This is a genomic window from Gordonia sp. LMA167 (assembly GCF_058130025.1).
Genome location: NZ_CM176708.1, coordinates 615,337 through 632,642, shown reverse-complemented (window position 1 = coordinate 632,642; position 17,306 = coordinate 615,337). Strand labels below are relative to the sequence as shown.

The following is a 17,306-nucleotide window of genomic DNA, read 5'->3' as shown; positions in this document are numbered from 1 at the left end:
TGAGCGTGCAGACGTTTGGCCTTGTCGAAGCGTCGAGCTGGCCAAACCTGTCGAAATCCTCGAGGATGGATACATGCGTGCGGTGGGGTTGTTCTCTGGGATCGGTGGGTTCGAACTCGGGTTGAGTAGAGCAGGAATCAGTACGGATCTACTGTGCGAGAACTGGGACCCCGCTATCGGCGTTCTGTCGGCTCGGTTCGACGCTGAGCAAGTCGGCGACATCACGCAGCTCAGTGGCCTGCCAGCCGTCGACGTAGTGACTGCTGGTTTCCCGTGCACTGACCTCAGTCAGGTGGGTCGGACGGCCGGGATCGACGGGGACGAGTCAGGCCTCATTCGCCACGTTTTTCGGTTGATAGCGAAGAGTGCTCCGACCTGGCTCGTGCTGGAGAACGTTCCGAACATGCTCACGCTCCATGGTGGAGCACCTATCCGTGCAGTCACTGATTGGCTTCAAGAGTACGAGTGGAATTGGGCCTACCGTGTGGTCGATTCCAGGCACTTCGGAGTGCGTCAACGTCGGCGACGTGTGATCCTCGTTGCGTCGAAGACCGACGATCCACGGACTGTCCTCTTTGCGGATGAGGCAGGCGTCAAGGATGTCAAGCGCACCCATGGGGCCTACGGTTTTTACTGGACCGAGGGCAATCGCGGCCTGGGCTGGGGAGAGGGGGTCACTCCAACACTCAAGGGCGGATCGAAGTTGGGGATCGCCTCTCCTCCGGCCGTCTGGCGGCCTGGCGGGCAAGTCGGCCAAGCTATCGCGAGGCCGTCGATCGAGGCGGGGGAGAGATTGCAGGGATTCCGCGCCGGCTGGACGAGCAGCGTCGCAAAGCAGGGTGTGCGGTGGAAACTCGTCGGCAACGCGGTGACGGTTCCGGTGGCCAGCTGGTTAGGCCAACGGCTAGTCGATCCGGCGGATACCGTCGACGTCCCCCGACGAGCGATTGTTGTCGGCTCGCGTTGGCCTACGGCCGCGGCCTGCGTCGGGGGAGAAGCTGAGGCCTGGGAGCTGTCCGAAAGGCCATTGTCGAAGCCGTGCGAGCTCACGCTCGAAGGGGTCCTCGATCGGTACGGAGCTGAGCCTTTGAGCCTGGCCGCGACGGCGGGCTTCACCCGACGACTAGAAGCGAGCACGCTACGACGCCGTCCGGACTTCAACGCGGCGTTGCACGCTCATGTGAGATTTCAGTCGAGCAACTGAGTCGTCTCTGCAAGTGCTTGCGGCCTGTCAATTGACTCGGGCCATGTAAGTCGCGACATCGAGATGGCAGTTCTGGCTGATCGTGCCAGAGAGTTCGAACAGTCGAGGACTCTGGCGAAAATCGAAGACGCGATACAGATGGTAGATCGGTGAATCTCTCTCGGACCGCGCCAACTCGTTTCGCGTCACGTAGAAGGGAGTGAACTTGTCAAACGTGGTCGTCTTGACCTCGATGAGTTTCTCCCGGCCGGATGCCTCGAATGACAGAACGTCGAAGCCCAATCCATCGCCCTGTGTGGCAGCGACATGCTCCACGCGTTCGCTGAGCGACTTCGCACCGGCTTCGTGAAGTCGGCGAGCCTCCAGCTCGGCTGTCAGCGGTCATGAAATTCCCCAGGTTGATGGGGTTGTCCGTCACGTAATTCCCCACCCTGCTGTCACGTAATTCCCCACCCTGGGGCGTGTCTGCGGGGGTTGGGGTGCTGCTACAGGTTCGCTCCTGCCAAGGCCTCCTCCTGGGGTCTTGGGAAGGGGCCCGAGGTGGCACGGAGGACGTGGACGATGATGCAGTTGTTGGAGTTGTTCCGGCATTGGCATGCCGGGCGCTCGCAGGTTCAGATTGCGGCGGCGTTGGGGATCGATCGCAAAACGATCCGCAAGTTTCTGGCGCCGGCGGTCGCGGCGGGCATGAGCCCGGGCACCGATGGCGTGTTCGATGAGTCGGTGTGGCGGGCGTTGATCGCCGACTGGTTCCCGGAGGTGGTCGATCCGTCGGTGCGGGCGGTGACGTGGCCGCGGATCGCGGCTCATCATGAGTGGATCGCTGATCAGCTTAAGGCCGCGGTGACCATCGCGACGATCGCGCAACGCCTTCGGGATGATCATGGTGTGGATGTGTCGGAATCGTCGGTACGGCGTTATATGGCGACGCATTTCGCCGATCAGGTCAAAGAGGCCAAGGCGACCCCGCCGCGGGGGCCGATCCCGGCGGGTGAGGAAGCCCAGGTCGATTACGGCAAGTTGGGGATGTGGACCGACCCGGACACGGGCAAGCGGGTCACGGTGTGGGCGTTCGCGATCATTCTCGCTTACTCGCGCTGGTTGTTCGTGCAGCCGGTGGTGAAGATGGATCAAACCTCTTGGTGCGCTTCGCATGTGGCGGCGTTCGAGTTCTTCGGCGGCGTCCCGGAGCGGATTGTGTGTGACAACCTCAAGACCGGGGTGACCAAACCCGATCTCTATGATCCGCAACTCAACCGCGCCTATGCCGAGTTGGCGTCGTTCTACGGTGTGTTGATCGATCCGGCACGCGCGTTCAAACCGAAAGACAAAGCGCGCATTGAACGTCCGATGCCCTATATCCGGGACTCCTTCTTCCGGGGCCGCGAGTTCGAGAGCGTCTCGCAGATGCAGCAGGCCGCCATCGAGTGGTGCCTTCAGGTGTATGGGCGGCACTCTCACCGCGGGATCGGCGGCATGATGCCGGTCTCGCTGTTCGAACAGTGCGAACGAGACACGTTGACACCGTTGCCATCCCGTCGTTTCGAACTCGTCACCTACCACGTCGGCAAAGTCGCCCCGGACTGTCATGTCAAAGCCGGCAAAGCGTTGTACTCGGTGCCGTGGCGGCTGATCGGTGACCACGTGCGCGTACGCACCTGCGGGGACGTGGTGCAGGTCTTCACCGACGATCAGGTGGTGGCCACCCACGTGCTCCACCTCAACGGCCGCTCAACCCATTTCGAGCACTACCCGCCACATAAGATCGCTCACCAGTCGCGCACCGTCGTGTGGTGCCGTGGGCAGGCCGAACAGATCGGTGAGCACGCCGTGGCCGTGGTCGACGAACTCTCGCAGGTCAACGCCATCCACCGGCTGCGCGCGGTGCAATCCATCGTGGGCCTACGCACGAAGTACCCCGATGACCGCATCAACGCCGCGTGCGCGCGGGCGATCGCGGTCGGCGATGTCGGCGCCCGCACCATCAAGGGCATCCTGGTTGCCGGCACTGAACACGACGACACCCCCACGCCGCCGGCTCCCACGCCACCGGCGTGTCTGCGTGGCCCGGCCGCCTTTACCGACGACCTCGACGCAGCCGTCGGCCAATAGGTCCTTCGTTCAACACTACTTCCACCACCCTGCCAACATCTTTCACAACAAGGACACTCTGATGACAATTCATGATCCCAGCCTGCGAGCCGCACTCAAAGCGCTGAAACTGACCGGCATGCTCGACACCCTCGACGCCCGACTGGCCCAAACCCGCGCCGGCGAACTCGGGCACCTGGAGTTCCTACAAGTGCTGTGTGAGGACGAGATCGCCCGCCGTGAGACCGCCGCCCTGGCGCGCCGCGTGCGTCGGGCACGGTTCGAGCAATCAGCCACCTTCGATGACTTCGACTTCACCGCGAACCCCAAACTCCCGGCCGCGATGCTGCGCGACCTGGCCGCCCTGCGCTGGCTCGACGCCGGCGAATCAGTCATCCTCTATGGCCCGGTCGGTGTAGGTAAAACACATGTGGCACAAGCACTTGGCCACCAGGTCGCCCTACGGGGCCACGACGTGCGGTTCGTCAAATGCGCCCGCATGCTCGCCGATCTCGCCGGCGGCCACGCCGATCGCACCATCGGGCAACGCATGCGCGAATACACCCGCCCCGCCGTGCTCATCATCGACGACTTCGCCATGCGAGAGCACACCACCACCGGCTCCGACGACCTCTACGACCTCGTCTCCGACCGCGCGATCGCCGGCAAACCACTGATCCTGACCAGCAACCGCGCCCCCAAAAAAGCGCACTTGTTCGCGCGAACGTGTGCGCACTGGCACCGAAACTGCACGGGTTCGGGTGTGGATCGTCAGGTGTGCTGCGGTAGTCGGTCTGGGTCGACGTGGTCGTTGAGGTAGATCAGCGCGCCTTCGGGTCGCATGCCGAAGGCCGCGGCGACGAGTTTCGGGTCGAGGGTGTTGACCAGATCGGCCAGGCGGGTGGTGCGCAGCAGCTTGGGCGACACGTCGCACGGGTCGAGCAAATGGGTCAGGTAGGCCTCGGAGGCGGGTCGTCGGTCGGCCTTGGTGCCGCGGGTGACGAGCAAGTGCGGGTTGTCGGTGTGCAGTCGGTCGCGGTGGGCCAGGCAGCGTTGCAGAGCGGCCCAGCTGACCGGGTCCAGTGGTACCGGGTGTGGTCGCTGCCCGAGCCGGATCGATCGAGCACCGTCGTCGATGTGATCGATCTGCAGTGTGCGTACTTCGCGGTTGGATGCGCCGTGCAACAGGGCCAGTAGCCCCATCAGGGCCTCATGGGGGTGGGTGTCGGTATCGGTGCTCCAGCGCCGAAACAGGTCCCGCTGGTGGTCGATCGTCAGGGTGGGGCCGCGAAACGCTCGGTAGCGTTTCGCGGATAGGCCGCTGGTGGGGTCGATGAGTAGCACGTGGCTGGTGTGGGCGAAGCGGAAGAATTGGCGTAGAACCGTCAGCCGGCGTGCTTGGTTGTTCGGTGAGGCGGCGAGAAACGCTTCGATGTCGGCAACCTCGACGAGAGCCCAATCCTGTTTGCCGCGTTGGGAATCGAGGAAGACCGCGAGATCTCGGACGATCGCCAACGCCGTCTCGATGGTGCGGTCGGCGCGGGGCCGGGTATGTGCCCGCCGCGCACGTTCGCGGGCACGGAGCATCGACTCGGCAAAATCTGCAGCTGCACAACGCATCCCGGGTGGTACGGCATCGATCCGTTTCTGCCGGCGGTCGGCGGCGAGTCGCTCGGGCTGGTCGGTGGCCATCGCCAGGCCGCGGTCAGTGAAGAACGTCTCCAGCGCGCGGGCCAGCGTTCCCATCGACCGGCCGGGCCGGCGGGCCCGCTCGAGCACACGCTGCGGATGGTTGGGGTGGTCGTCGTCGAGTAGCCGAGCCAGCGTGGTGATCAGTCCGCTTGCGCGAGCCGGGCAATGCCGGGCGGCCAGATACGCGACGAAGTCCTCGAGCCAGTCCGGCGGCTCGGCGAGCCGGGCGGCGAGGGTCTCGCCCCGCACGAACGGCCGGTCCGGGTTGCGCTGCCAGCAACGAGAACACAGGCCATGTCCGACGTGGCGACGGAGCTGGCCGCAGGACACACAGATCCGGGGCGGGTCCTTGGCCGGGCCCGGACGTGAGCACAGCCCGCACCACCCGGTCGAATCCCGCAGATAGCCGGGCTTGCCGCAACGCGGGCACAGCGACTTCGCGGCGGCGCGCTCGGCGCGTCTGCGGCACCCTCGACACAACGGCTCGTCACGAAATCGGGTCGGGTTGCCGCAGGCAGCGCAGCGGCGCGAGCACACCGCGCAGCGGCCGGTCGCCGCGAACAGCACCCGGTCACGGGCGCAGCCCGGGCATCGCTCCTTCGCCTGCTGCGCGCGTATCCGGCGGATACAGCGGCAGCAGTGCTCGCGGTCGCGGTATCCGACCGGGGCGCCACACTCGACGCAATCACGTTGCCGCTTACCCATTCCCGCGCTCCAGGTCGTGTGCTCACATCGGCGGCATCGACCGGCCCCGCACGGTGGCCGCCGGCTCGGAGCTGACCGGTCGGGCCGCCTCAGCGGGCTGCTCGACCGGCGCGGTGTCGATCTCGAACAGGTCATCGGGGGTGCACTGCAGTGCGGTGCACAGCGCGATCAGCGTCGACAACTTGACCTGGCTGGGTTCCTTGGTGAACAGCGCCGACACCGACGCCGCCGACATCTGCATCCCCGCTCGCTCCGCAAGCAACCGCCGCAACTCGGTCGCGGTCCACACCTCACGCTGGGCCGCCGCCATCCGCAACCGCCACCGGATCCTCATACCGTTGCGTCCTCCGCGTCCTCCGCGCCGAGCTCGGCCAACGTCGAGGTGACCGCACGCCGGTAGGCGTCCTCGATGAACGTCGCCGACGGACGCACATACCGCATCGTCGAGCCGACCGTCCAGTGACCCAGAAGCTGTTGTATTGCAACCAAATCCACGCCACGCTCGTAATTGTGCGTGGCGCACGCCCGGCGCAGCGCGTGCGGGCTGAACCGTTCCACCGCCGGCCGACCCTCCAACTCCATCAGATACCGCAGCCGGTTGCGGATCGTGCCACGATGCAACGCACCACCCGACTCGTCAGCGAACAGCACCACCGAGTCGGGAAACTTGGGCCGCACCTCGGCCAGAAACCAGCCCAACAACACGTCCAACCCATCGAGCATCGGTACCCACCGCGGCCGCGGACCCGACATATGCGCCCCCTTCCCGAACCGCACATGCAGCTTGCCGAACGGTCCCCGCCCGAAATGGACATCGGCGACCTCCAGTAACGACGCCTCCTCCGACCGTAGACCCGCGTGATACAGCGTCCGGAACATCGCGTAGTCCCGCGCCGCCGGCGCATACTTGCGGGCCGTGGCGATCCTGGACTTCAAGAACTCGAAGAACTCACCCACCCGTTCCGGACTCGGCGGCGGCGCGACCGCCGGCGAATCGTCCCCCACATGCCGCGACGCGTTGAACTCGTCGATCGGACACACCAACCGCACCCCGAACGCCGCCTCGATCTCGGCCGCCTTCCGGGTCTGCAAGAACCGATGGAACCCCTTGAAGATCTGCACGTACTCACGCCGCGTCGCCGCCGAGAGACCCGCCACCGCCAACTCCCCAACCACACGATCGACGTCCTCGCTGGTGACCTCCCACGCCGGACACCCCAACGCCGACAACGTCCGCTCCAACAACCCGACATCATTGTCGATCGTCACCGGACTGAACCCCCGCGCCCGCCACGACGCCACAAACGCATCCACGCATTGTTGTTGAAACACAGCAGGATCGGCCACGACCGGCTCGACCGGGACGGCGCCACCGGAAATCACCCGCAGACCCTCCATCGCCGGCACACCTTCTTCCCACTTAACTGGTTCAGGTAGCACCTAACATATCTCGATCCCACCTTGAAAACAGGGAGGACACGCAGAGCGCCCTAAAGCCCAGCTAGCAGCACATTTCCCCCGAGACGAACAAGTGCCAGCCCCATATGACTGGTACCCGCTGTTTCCCAACCCCGTCGTCGCCGAATCCCTGCTCGACCGGCTCATCAACACCAGCCACCAGATCCTGATGGACGGACCGTCCTACCGGCCCCGCAAACGACCCGGACGCACCGCCAAGACCCGCTGACCACCAACGCCAGCTACGCTGGCCACAGCACACCCGAACGTGGGGAATTACGTGACAGAAACCCCTGGGGAATTTCGTGACCGTCGACACGGCCACGTAGAGCTCGCCGGCCTTGCCAAGCGAACTATTCCGAGCTTCCTGGGCGAGATAGTCGCGACGCACTGGGCTGAACATTCTCAGCGCTTCGGCGTGCTTGTCTGAGTTCTGCCGCGCGTTCGGCGCTTTCACCCACACCTTCTGGTCGAAGACGATGTCGACGGGGATGGCTGGTCGTTCTACGGCAGCCTGTACAGCCTGGTGTACTGACTCATTGGTATTCAGCTGTTGCTCGATGATTTCGATCAGAAGACGTTGGTAGTTGGCCAGTGGCTTGTATCCCGTGACCAGCGGATAGCCGAGCTCGGTCATCACCGCGCTGATATTGCAGTGCTTGAACTCGACGGACGCCCGGCTGCGGTCGTCGAGCCTTTCTGCAAGTTCAACGGCACGTTGTCTCTTGCTGAATCGCTGGCCATTCATCTGGAGTGTCAGCATCTGGAGGTAGTCGGCGACGCACAGTTCGACCTCGGAGCTGGACCAGTCGCGATCACGTGGCACTCTTGTCTCCGCCCATGAATGTCGTTGAAATCACAAGGAATCCAGGTATCCAGTGGGGCCGAACAACGCCTGCCGACTGAGGTAGGTGTTGAAGAGCCGGCAGGACGGCTCTCCTACATGCAGGCAACCGCTGCATGCACCGGAGCCTCGGGAACAGCCGGGGTCCAGCGGGCAACGCCTTTCCGCGCTCACGAACGCGTTGAGCAGTTCGTCCAGGTTCGATTCAAACACGCTCTGCATCCCGCCGAGGACGAAGTCGCCTTTAGGCGTCGCGTACATGAAGAAGCCCAGATGCAGTGGAAGTAGGAACTCGCTCAGGCTGTCGCGGTCAATTCCGGCGTACACAGAGGTCAGGCGCATCAGCCGATGAGAGTACGAGTGCATGAGCTCGAGGAGATCGCTTCCAGCCGTCGCGACCGGTGGCTGGTCACCAGGCGGCGGGATGGACGCGACGCGCAAGATGGCCGCTCGAGCACTGATGGCAGAGTTGGTGTCCCACGTTCCCAGGTCGTGGCCGCGTCCCTCCAACCACCGAGCGGTCTTCACGGGTTCCAAACGGAACAACAGCGCCTCGGTCTCCGAAAGATCCCCGTAGAGGCGGTATCCACCGCGCTTGTCGCGGAACGTACAGAGGCGGTCTTCGCCGAGTCCATTGCCGCCACGGGTGTAGCCATACATCGTATTCAGAACGGGGAAGCGCTCGACTAGGTCGACTTCCAACAGTCCGGCGCGTTTGAGCGCAGCGGGATAGCGAGTGGCGTAGATCGCAGCGAGATCGCTGCCGCTCGGCGCTTCCAATTGTGCTGAAGGAGTGCGCGAATCGTGGGTTGCAGTTGCAATTGAGATAGCGTCATGTCCGGCCGCGTCGCGTTGTGAATCGGTCAGCTGGGCCAGCGCGGCCGATACGGGAGACTGGCCGACCTGACCGGCAGCCTCTGCCTGCGCGGCCATGCTTTCCGCGAGCTCTCTGGTGAAGCCGTTAGTGCTCATCAGGTTGTTGATGAACTCCTCTTTGGTGGGCATTGCCGCCATGCTCATCGGATCGCCCGCAGACATACCCTCAACGACCCAGGCCAGTGCTCGACCGGAGCCTCCTGGTCCGAGGATGGCTTGGAGCTTCTCCGGCGAGGCTGGGTTGATCATCGCCATTCCGCGTGGTGTGTAGACCGACCTGGCTTTGTGCACATTCCACGTGATGTTGCCGCCCCCGCACTGGCATCTCATGAATCCCAGACCGGACATAGTCGTCGTCTTGCAGATCGGGCAAGCGAATCGGATGTCCGCCGCTTTCGCTGACTTGGGGCTGACCATCATGACCTCGTCGTGGGCGGGGCAACGCTGGATTCGGGGTTCCACGACCGCGCCGCACTGATGAAAGCCAAGGAAGTGGAGCTGCCCCCACCGCGACGATCCACACGGGCATCGTTTCGTCGAGTCCCTGCCGATTCGCTTGCAGGCAGGACAAAGCCAGATTCGCGGGTAGCGTTCAACGGCAACTCCATTGTCAGCTTCCAACTCGACGACCTTGATCGGTTTGAGGCTGTAGAGGTCGCTTGCCAGTCCGCCGTCTTCGCCAGCCTTCGTCCACGGCTGGATCTCGCGCAGCAATGAACGTCGAACCGACTGTTCATCGACCCGCAATTGGGCTGGGCTCGACCAATCGGACACCTTGTAGATGTTGCCTTTGATGTCGGCGGTCTGGTTCGGCAAGAAGGTTCGGAGAATCTGGCTTCCGCTCCTGCGTGTCAGGTCGACCATGTCAGGCTCTCCTCTCGAAAATGGGGGCGGTGGATTCGACATCTCGGAGCGACGTCATCGGGCGGTTGGGGCACAAATCGCTCGGCCACTTGAAATCGGCACCATGGTCGTCAAGATTCCTGAACCATGTGTCGAGCCATTCCGAGATCTCCGCTGTGAGCAGGGGGTCGGATTCGTCCGAGAATCCAAGTGCCTCTGCGATGAGCGCCTTCTCCGAGGCAGGACCAGTCTGGGTCTGCTCGATGTAATCACGAAGGGTCTTCAGCGTTGTCAACCGTTTCGATAAACTGCTTGGTTCCCACAGATCCAATCGTCGCGCTTCCATCACTCCCGGAAGCGTCAGCTGGAGGACCCGGCGACTCCTTCTCGTGATGGGAATAGGGTCGACGAAGCGGTCGCCTTGTGTGACGAACTTCGGGAAGTGTCTGAACGTCTGAGCGTCGCGCTCGCGACCGATCTTGTGAAGGACATACACGAGGCCGGGATGGGTGCGGCCGACGCGTGCGGTCGTCTGGATGAACTCAGCCGCGCTGAGCGGAAGCCCTAGCATCACCATGGTGTTCAGTCGGGACACGTCGACACCATGACTCAGCATGGAACTCGCAGCGATTGCGTGGATGCGTTCTTGGAAATCTGACTCCGGCGCCTCGAGCCGTGCGAGGATCTGACGGACCTCGTCGAAGTCAGTCTGTCCAGTCAGCTGAACGCTGTTGAGCGTGCCAACCGAGGTATTACTTGTGAGACTGCGATCAGCTGCCTCGACATCGTACAGCGTTGTGCCGTAGATGGTGTTGGTTCCATAGTCGGAGATCAGGCGTTCTGCGAACTGCGGTTCGATCCCTGTTTCGAGGCACACTGAATGTGGATCGCTGACCATCCGTCGCACGCATTCTTGCAGGATGCTGACGGTGCGGTCGCTCACGTGGTCCAGTGTGACTCCGCGTGGCGCGACCGCCACGAATCGTCTCAATGGACTCGAACTCGTTGTCGACCAGAACGATGTCCCCGCCTGGACACCCTGCTGCGGAAAGACCCGACCAGTCCTCCGATAGAGGACCTCGATTTGCTTCGCGTGGCCGCTCAATGTCGCGCTACTGGCGACGACTTTGGCTTTACGTCCGCCGAGCTGTTCTTGCAGGTGATCCAGAAGGCTCTCGTAATGGCTGTCGACTGCACCGAGGCTGTCGCGCAACAGGTGCAGCTCGTCTTGTAAGCGCAGGGAGGGTGCAAACAACCGCTCGTCCATCGGAAGCGAAACATAAGTGCCGCTGCAATCCGGGACCAGGCATCCATTGGGTCGGCTCCTTCGCGGTGAGTAGGTGTAGCCGTGACCCGGTTCTGAACATTTGGAGACCGGCGGACCCACGAGGCCACGCATTGCCTGCTGCATACCGATGCTGGCGGCTTTGTCGAGTGTGCCGAGTACGACCGTTGGCAGGAAGCGGTAGATGTCGGTGTCGACTATGTAAAAGGGGAGTGCACGCTCCGGCCACGGGCACTTGTCGTTATTACACCGGTGGTCGAGGACCCACACCTTGCGGTCGAAACGCATTCGCAGTGTTTCTTGGAAGCAGAAAGGGCAATCGAGCAATACCTGGTACTGGTCGGGCATGCCAGGGCTCTCGGGGTCTGGATCGTCCCCAGAAGAGTCCTTCACCACCCTGTTTGGTGTGCCTCCTTTGCCAACCAGGAATCCGATGGAGAAGGGGTCTCCTGGGATGTTTTCGGCGCGGCGGATGAGTTCGGCTCCGGCGATAGCATCAGCGAATCGTTGAGTCTGCTGAAGGCTGAGGAGCCGCAACGGAAAGCGAGACCATGCTGTCACGCCCGTGGTTTTGCCGCTCAGCCGATCGTGGAATGCGGCTGTCACGAGGAGGCCGAGGTAAGTCTCGGTCTTACCGCCACCGGTGGCGAACCACACTGTGTCGACGACATCCCGGTCGTCGTCGTTGGTGTTGTCGAGGAACTCAAGGGCCGATAGCAGGAATCCGATCTGGAAAGGCCGCCAGGACGGGTACTTTCCGCGGCTGCTGTGTGCGATTGCGCGGTTCATCAAGCGAAAGGCCCGCGAGATCTGAGCGTCCTTCTCGAGTAGAGCGAGCCCCCGGCGAAGGCGGTCACATTCCGAACGAGCCGCAGCGGCCGCTGCGGCTGCCTCAGCTCGCATGTCCTGCGACCAGTGGTACTCCGCGGACAGTTCATCGAGCGCTGACGTGGCCCAGTGCTTTTTGTTCCATCGCTCAAGCGAGTCGACGAGCTGTGTGAGCGACGGGATGGGATCGCTGCTGAGCGTCTGGAAGGACAGATCTGGTTGCGGGTCGGAGCTGTTCCAGTATACGGGTCGCCTGGTGTCGACGATGACGTTGTCGGTGGTGACGAAGTCGTAGCCCGGCCGGGGGTCGCGCTCGACGCCAACGTTGAGTCCGTAGGCATCTACCGCTCGGTCGTACCTGAAGCTGTCAGGGAGCGCTTCCAGGACGAAAGGGCTGCACTCCACACCGCCGATGGCGAGCCGAGTTTCATACAGGTGTGTGTCATCGGCCTTGGGGCGACCCGATGCCGGAGTGGTGTTGACGAGTTGGACCACGAGTTCAGGTTTAGCTGCATGGGTTTCGACGTCGACGCGGATCTCGGCGGCCAATCCTGCCGCTCCTGACGCCACCAACAGCTGCGCAAGTTCAGACCGTGCAGCCGTAACTCCATCTGGGCCTACGTCTATCGCTTTGTCTAGCTGTATTGGGTCGAGCTTACGCCACAGGTCGCTCGCTGCATCCTTGATCCATGCCCGGAGTTCAACGCGGACCTGGAGAGTCCACGGACCATCCAGTTCGGGCTTTATGCGGATGCCGATCGCGCACGGGTCGAGTCGCTCAGCCCGGTCACCGATCTCGCTCTGGCTCACTTCTTCTTCACACGCCAAGCGCCCCATCCAGAACGTGGCCGATGGACTAACGTCGAGTGTATCGAGGTGGTCGCCGCGTGCTTCGGAGGTCACATTCTGGTCGAGCCAGGTTACGAACCTCGTGCACGCCTCTGCGTAGGTCTGTGCGAGTGCTTCACTCATCTCTTGGGCATAATCTTTCTTGTGTTCGACTTCTTCTTTGATTTCGTGGCCGTCGGCCATCCGCCGCGCGGCTTGGGCCGGTCTACGCGGTAGTCGTCCAGGAGGTAGGCGTAGAGAGGTCGAAGTAGAGAGTGGACGCGGAGAGCGTCAAGTGACATGTTCTCGAGCTGGCGGACGCGTTCCCGGCTCACCCCGATATCACGGCCAATCGCGTCGAGCGTTTCGCATTTGCCGTCAAAGCCGTTCCGACGCCGCATGATCAGGACCTCTCTAGGCGACAAAGCGTTCTCTAACAGGGAATCCACCTCGCTAGCGCAGTGGTCATCGATTATCACTTGAGCTGGGTCGGTCGAGACGGCGGACTCAGACTCGTCGGCCAACAGGTCGCCGAGCGTCGAGTCGCCGCCTCCGACCGGCGCACTGAACGAAGCAATGCTCTTGTCTAGATCGCGGATTGCCGCAACCGTGGCGAGGTCGTACCCTGCATGCTCGCTGAGTTCTGCGAGGGAAGGAAGCCTCCCCAGCGTCATCGTGAGTTCTGCTTCACGACGTCGAACAGAAACGACTTTCTCGTACATGTGCACTGGAATTCGAATGGTTCGACCCTTGTCGGCGATCGCCCGGCTGATTGCTTGGCGAATCCACCACGTTGCGTATGTAGAGAACTTATAGCCTTTCGATCCGTCGAACTTGTCTGCCGCACGAATGAGGCCGATGGTCCCCTCTTGGATGAGGTCCTCCAGGTCGAGACCAGCGCTGTCGCTCACTTGCTTTCGGGCGATCGAGACTACTAGTCGCAGGTTTCGGCACACGAGCTCATCGTGGGCAGCTTTACCGCTCTTCATGGCTTTGACCATGCTCGGCCGGACTGGGCTCAGGGGATTTGCTGTGAGCTGGTCTTTGATTTGCTGCATTGCATGGATGCGTCGCCAAAGTTCGACTTCCTCGTCGGCGCGAAGTAAAGGGCTCCGGCCAATCAAAGCGAAGTAGCGGCCAAGCCCGTCTAGCTGCCTCGTCTGGGAGCGCGAAATCTCGGGCTTGAAACCTTCGTCGTCGAGGTGGAGAGCATCGCGAATGCCCGCCGACTCCTTCTTCGACTGCTTGACTGCGATCCCGGCGGCCGACAGTCGGTCGGATATGTACTCTATCTGATCAGGCGTGAAGCCTCGTTTTGTTGCAAGTCGCAAGACGTCGTCGTACGTCAGCGACTTTCCCTGCCGGTACCAGTCATCTTCTAGATCTTCGATCGCCAGCTCAAGTTCCTCTGAGCCGGCCGGCACCGCGATTATCTCTTCCTCCAGTGCTGAAAGCTCCGCACCTGTTGGGCCTTCGATAGCGCTTGATGTGTCCGATGAGTCAATTGAGGAAGGCAGCGAAGTAATATCGGAGCAAGCGCGATTTTCCTCGTCAGCTCTTCGGACATTCTTGGAGGCCGGGCCCGCGCTGGCTGGTCCCTGCTTTGACCGCGAAACGATCTTGCCAAGGACCTGGGGATCGATTCCTTCAGTTCGCAGGTAGCCGCGGATCTCGTCGATCCGCAGCTCCCGGCCGAGTTCCTCGGACAGCTGTTCCAGTTGAGCGACGAGCTCGTCGAAGGTGACTGAGTCGAGATCGAACCCCATTCTCACCTCTTTCACCGTCCTCGTCGACATCTGTGGAAGGGATGCTAACCCGGGGTACTGACAGCGGGCTACCGGATCCGTTTCTCGTGCTTCACCACAAACGGGAAGATACTCCGACGCGAACTTCGGTTGATTCATCTCCAACTAAAGGCGATATTCGACCACAGGCGCTACCGTCACCCCGTGCCCCACGAAGTCCCGTCGCAACCCCGATTCGCCTCCACCAGCGAGGAAGCCATCTGGAAGCTGCTCACCGAGCAGCTCCTCGATGATGATCTGATCATCCACGGCCAGCGCGTCACCGACCACGCCAAGGATCACGAGATCGACATGGTGGTGGCCATCGACGGTGCCGGCATCATGTGCTTGGAGGTCAAGGGCGGCGAGGTGTGGCACGACGACGGATGCTGGTGGCAGTCGCGTGCCGGGCAGCCGCCGAAGCGGATCGACCCGGTCGAGCAGGCGCGAGGCGCGTGCTACGCGTTGCGGAACTATGTGGAGGACGATCCCGAGTGGACGCAGGGCCGTATCCGCTGGGACCACATGGTGGTGCTGCCGCACTCCGAGGTGCCCGCCGACTTCTCACTGCCGGACTGCCCACGGTGGAAGATCATCGACCGCACCCAGCTCGATCAGCTCATGCCGCTGGTCCGCAACGTGCTGCTCAAGAAAGGCGGCGACCTGCCGACCATCGACACGACCGGTATGACCCAACTCCGCAGCACGCTGAGTGGTCGGGGGCTCCCCCAACGCGACGTCGTGGCCCGGGCACTCGAAAACGAGGACCACGCAGACGCATTGACCTCGCACCAGGCCGTCATCCTCGGTGCGATCGAGAAGCTTTCGCGGGTGGAGATCCGCGGCGGCGCGGGCAGCGGCAAGACGTTCCTGGCGCTCGAACAGGCCCGGCGGCTCTCGCGGGCGGGCCAGCGGGTCGCGCTGGTCTGCTACTCCCACGGCCTCGCCTCCTACCTCGAACGCATCACCGCCACATGGAAGCGGCGGGATCAGCCGGCCTACGTCGGCGAGTTCCACGCTCTGGGTATCCGATGGGGTGCCGCGGAGGGCCCCGACGAACAGGAACGCACCCAGGAGACCGCCGAGTTCTGGGAGAAGACCCTGCCGCACCAGATGCTTGCTCTTGCTGAACAGCTTTCGCCGGGCCACCGGTTCGATGCGATTGTCGTCGACGAGGCGCAGGACTTTGCCGACGAGTGGTGGAAGCCGATGCTGGCCTGCCTGCGAGACCTGGACGCCGGCGGCATCTACTTGTTCAGCGACCAGGCGCAACGAGTCTTCGATCGGCAGGGCTCGCCACCGGTCCCGTTGGTGCCGCTCGTCCTCGACCACAACCTGCGCAACACCCGCCAGATCGCCACGGCCTTCAGCCCGCTCGCCGATCACCGTATGCAACTTCACGGCGGAGACGGCCCCGATGTCCGGTTCGTCGCATGCCACTCGGACGCGGCCATGGATGCTGCCGACGATCAGATCGACCTACTCCTCGACGAGGGCTGGCGTCCCGAAGACATCGCGTTGCTGACCACCGGTAGCCGCCATCCCGAACAGAAGGAGCGTCAAGACGCCGGCAACATCTCATACTGGGACACCTTCTGGGACGACGAGCAGGTGTTCTACGGACACGTCCTGGGCTTCAAGGGCCTAGAGCGGCGGGTCATCGTACTGGCGCTCAACGAGTCGAAACCCCGTGACCGGTCGAGAGAACGCCTGTACGTGGGGCTTTCGCGGGCGCGAGATCAGCTGGTGGTGTGCGGGGATCCGGAGTTCGTGCGGGAGGTCGGGGGAGCGGATGTGGCGCGGAGGTTGGGGGTGTGAGGGGGAGGCGGCAATCGGCGCCCGGCGTGTCCAACAGGGTGACGGCTCTCGCCGGTGTAGTTGCCGTGCTGCGTCCGCAGACGTGCACGTGCGTGATGCGACACAAGGTTGAGCGCGGCGACGTCTTCGCGGATGTTGTCGATGACGATGCCCCGTCGGCTGTCCTACTGGCCGGGATACCGGGTGCCGAAGATGTTCCGATGCCGTTGGACTGGTGATACCGAGCCCTGGATTCTGGCGTGCAAGTGGTGACGATCTCCTGTGGCCGCGAGCACGCGAACCCGTGGTCGTACCGAAGGGCCGCTGTGAAGAACTCGCGTTGCATCCGGTCGCTCCACCACTTTGGCGAGGAGAACTGGCGTTGATCCTCAGGTAGCGAGGGATGAGGACGCAGACGATCGATACGAGGCCCCACCCGACGCCCTGCAATCCGTCCGCGATGGCGGCGACGGTGTCCGTGTCGTAGACGATCGGACCGCGGCGGCCAACGCGCCGTGCAAATGCTGACTTGGCATGTCCGCGGGGAAGGATGTCTGGCCGGCTTTCGCAACCTCGGCCACCACATCTTGCGGTCACTCATCCACTCCGGCCAACTCGCAGAACGCCTGGATGCACTCTGAATCAGGACAGGAACAGCCTGCAAGCGTCCATGAGTGACCACGTGCGGGTCATGCGGCGATGACGGCGGGCGTCGCTGCCCGCGGCCTGGCGTGAATGTTGAGGTACTCGTGCTACCGGTGGCTCCTGCGCTCCCAGGCGATGTCGGTGCGGATTTGATCGGCAAGTTGCTGCGCGACGTGATGTGGCATTCTCTGCCAACCGTTTCGGTCGTGCCAGTCGTCGACCGCGTCTTGGTACCTAGCTCGGAAGTCAGCGTCGTCTGCGGGAGACTCCACTCCCCTCGGAGTGTGCTGCCGTGGCGCGGCCTCGGGAAATCGCGCGTAGATCTCGTCGGCAGTGGTGCCCTCAGGTGCACGCAGCGCGGCGAGGATGTGCGGTGGAAAATGGTAGCTATTGGCAGTCATTTGGAATCACATACTCGCGGACGGC

The 17,306-nt window shown here is 63.0% G+C and carries 11 protein-coding genes and 2 pseudogenes; 6 read left to right on the top strand and 7 right to left on the bottom strand.

Annotation, left to right across the window (positions count from 1 at the left end):
* The first annotated feature begins 73 nt into the window (after positions 1–73).
* Positions 74–1,204 (top strand): DNA cytosine methyltransferase, encoded by a 1,131-nt coding sequence (locus tag ACVT6V_RS02895; protein ID WP_489898307.1) that lies wholly within the window; start codon positions 74–76, stop codon positions 1,202–1,204.
* Positions 1,205–1,231: 27 nt separating this feature from the next.
* Here the strand turns inward: ACVT6V_RS02895 and ACVT6V_RS02890 are convergent, their stop codons facing one another.
* Positions 1,232–1,570 carry a protein NO VEIN domain-containing protein gene (locus tag ACVT6V_RS02890; RefSeq protein WP_489900691.1) on the bottom strand — a complete coding sequence of 113 codons (339 nt, stop codon included), beginning with the start codon at positions 1,568–1,570 and terminating at the stop codon, positions 1,232–1,234.
* A 195-nt stretch (positions 1,571–1,765) separates the two neighbouring features.
* Here ACVT6V_RS02890 and istA point away from each other — a divergent pair, with 195 nt between their 5' ends.
* Complete coding sequence (istA, locus tag ACVT6V_RS02885; RefSeq protein WP_489898306.1) at positions 1,766–3,316, top strand: IS21 family transposase; 1,551 nt, start codon at positions 1,766–1,768, stop codon at positions 3,314–3,316.
* Positions 3,317–3,377: 61 nt separating this feature from the next.
* Positions 3,378–3,995, top strand: a pseudogene (locus tag ACVT6V_RS02880) (ATP-binding protein); the annotation flags it as partial.
* A 71-nt stretch (positions 3,996–4,066) separates the two neighbouring features.
* On the opposite strand, the gene ACVT6V_RS02875 reads toward ACVT6V_RS02880, so the two are convergent.
* Genes ACVT6V_RS02875 through ACVT6V_RS02865 form a run of 3 tightly spaced genes read right to left on the bottom strand, consistent with a single transcriptional unit; the run spans position 4,067 to position 7,090 of the window.
* On the bottom strand, positions 4,067–5,692 hold the full coding sequence (locus ACVT6V_RS02875) for a tyrosine-type recombinase/integrase (RefSeq protein ID WP_489897343.1): 1,626 nt from the start codon (positions 5,690–5,692) through the stop codon (positions 4,067–4,069).
* A 22-nt stretch (positions 5,693–5,714) separates the two neighbouring features.
* Positions 5,715–6,026, bottom strand: a complete 312-nt coding sequence (locus ACVT6V_RS02870; RefSeq protein ID WP_489895640.1) for a helix-turn-helix domain-containing protein — start codon at positions 6,024–6,026, stop codon at positions 5,715–5,717.
* Complete coding sequence (locus ACVT6V_RS02865) at positions 6,023–7,090, bottom strand: tyrosine-type recombinase/integrase (RefSeq protein WP_489895637.1); 1,068 nt, start codon at positions 7,088–7,090, stop codon at positions 6,023–6,025. The genes ACVT6V_RS02870 and ACVT6V_RS02865 overlap by 4 nt, the downstream gene beginning before the upstream one ends.
* 139 nt (positions 7,091–7,229) lie before the next feature.
* On the opposite strand from ACVT6V_RS02865, the pseudogene ACVT6V_RS02860 reads away from it, so the two are divergent.
* Positions 7,230–7,379 (top strand): annotated as a pseudogene (locus ACVT6V_RS02860) (ATP-binding protein); the annotation flags it as partial.
* A 627-nt stretch (positions 7,380–8,006) separates the two neighbouring features.
* Here the strand turns inward: ACVT6V_RS02860 and ACVT6V_RS02855 are convergent.
* Genes ACVT6V_RS02855 through ACVT6V_RS02845 form a run of 3 tightly spaced genes read right to left on the bottom strand, consistent with a single transcriptional unit; the run spans position 8,007 to position 14,420 of the window.
* On the bottom strand, positions 8,007–9,734 hold the full coding sequence (locus ACVT6V_RS02855) for a DUF8724 domain-containing protein (protein ID WP_489898305.1): 1,728 nt from the start codon (positions 9,732–9,734) through the stop codon (positions 8,007–8,009).
* Between the two features lies 1 nt (position 9,735).
* Positions 9,736–12,858 carry a helicase-related protein gene (locus tag ACVT6V_RS02850; RefSeq protein WP_489898304.1) on the bottom strand — a complete coding sequence of 1,041 codons (3,123 nt, stop codon included), beginning with the start codon at positions 12,856–12,858 and terminating at the stop codon, positions 9,736–9,738.
* Complete coding sequence (locus ACVT6V_RS02845; RefSeq protein ID WP_489898303.1) at positions 12,795–14,420, bottom strand: sigma-70 family RNA polymerase sigma factor; 1,626 nt, start codon at positions 14,418–14,420, stop codon at positions 12,795–12,797. The genes ACVT6V_RS02850 and ACVT6V_RS02845 overlap by 64 nt, the downstream gene beginning before the upstream one ends.
* 183 nt (positions 14,421–14,603) lie before the next feature.
* Between ACVT6V_RS02845 and ACVT6V_RS02840 the strand changes: the two genes are divergently transcribed.
* Positions 14,604–16,256, top strand: a complete 1,653-nt coding sequence (locus tag ACVT6V_RS02840; RefSeq protein ID WP_489898302.1) for a nuclease-related domain-containing DEAD/DEAH box helicase — start codon at positions 14,604–14,606, stop codon at positions 16,254–16,256.
* A gap of 95 nt (positions 16,257–16,351) precedes the next feature.
* Entirely contained in the window at positions 16,352–16,474 is a 123-nt protein-coding gene (locus tag ACVT6V_RS02835) for a hypothetical protein (protein ID WP_489898301.1), read from the top strand.
* The last annotated feature ends 832 nt before the right edge of the window (positions 16,475–17,306 follow it).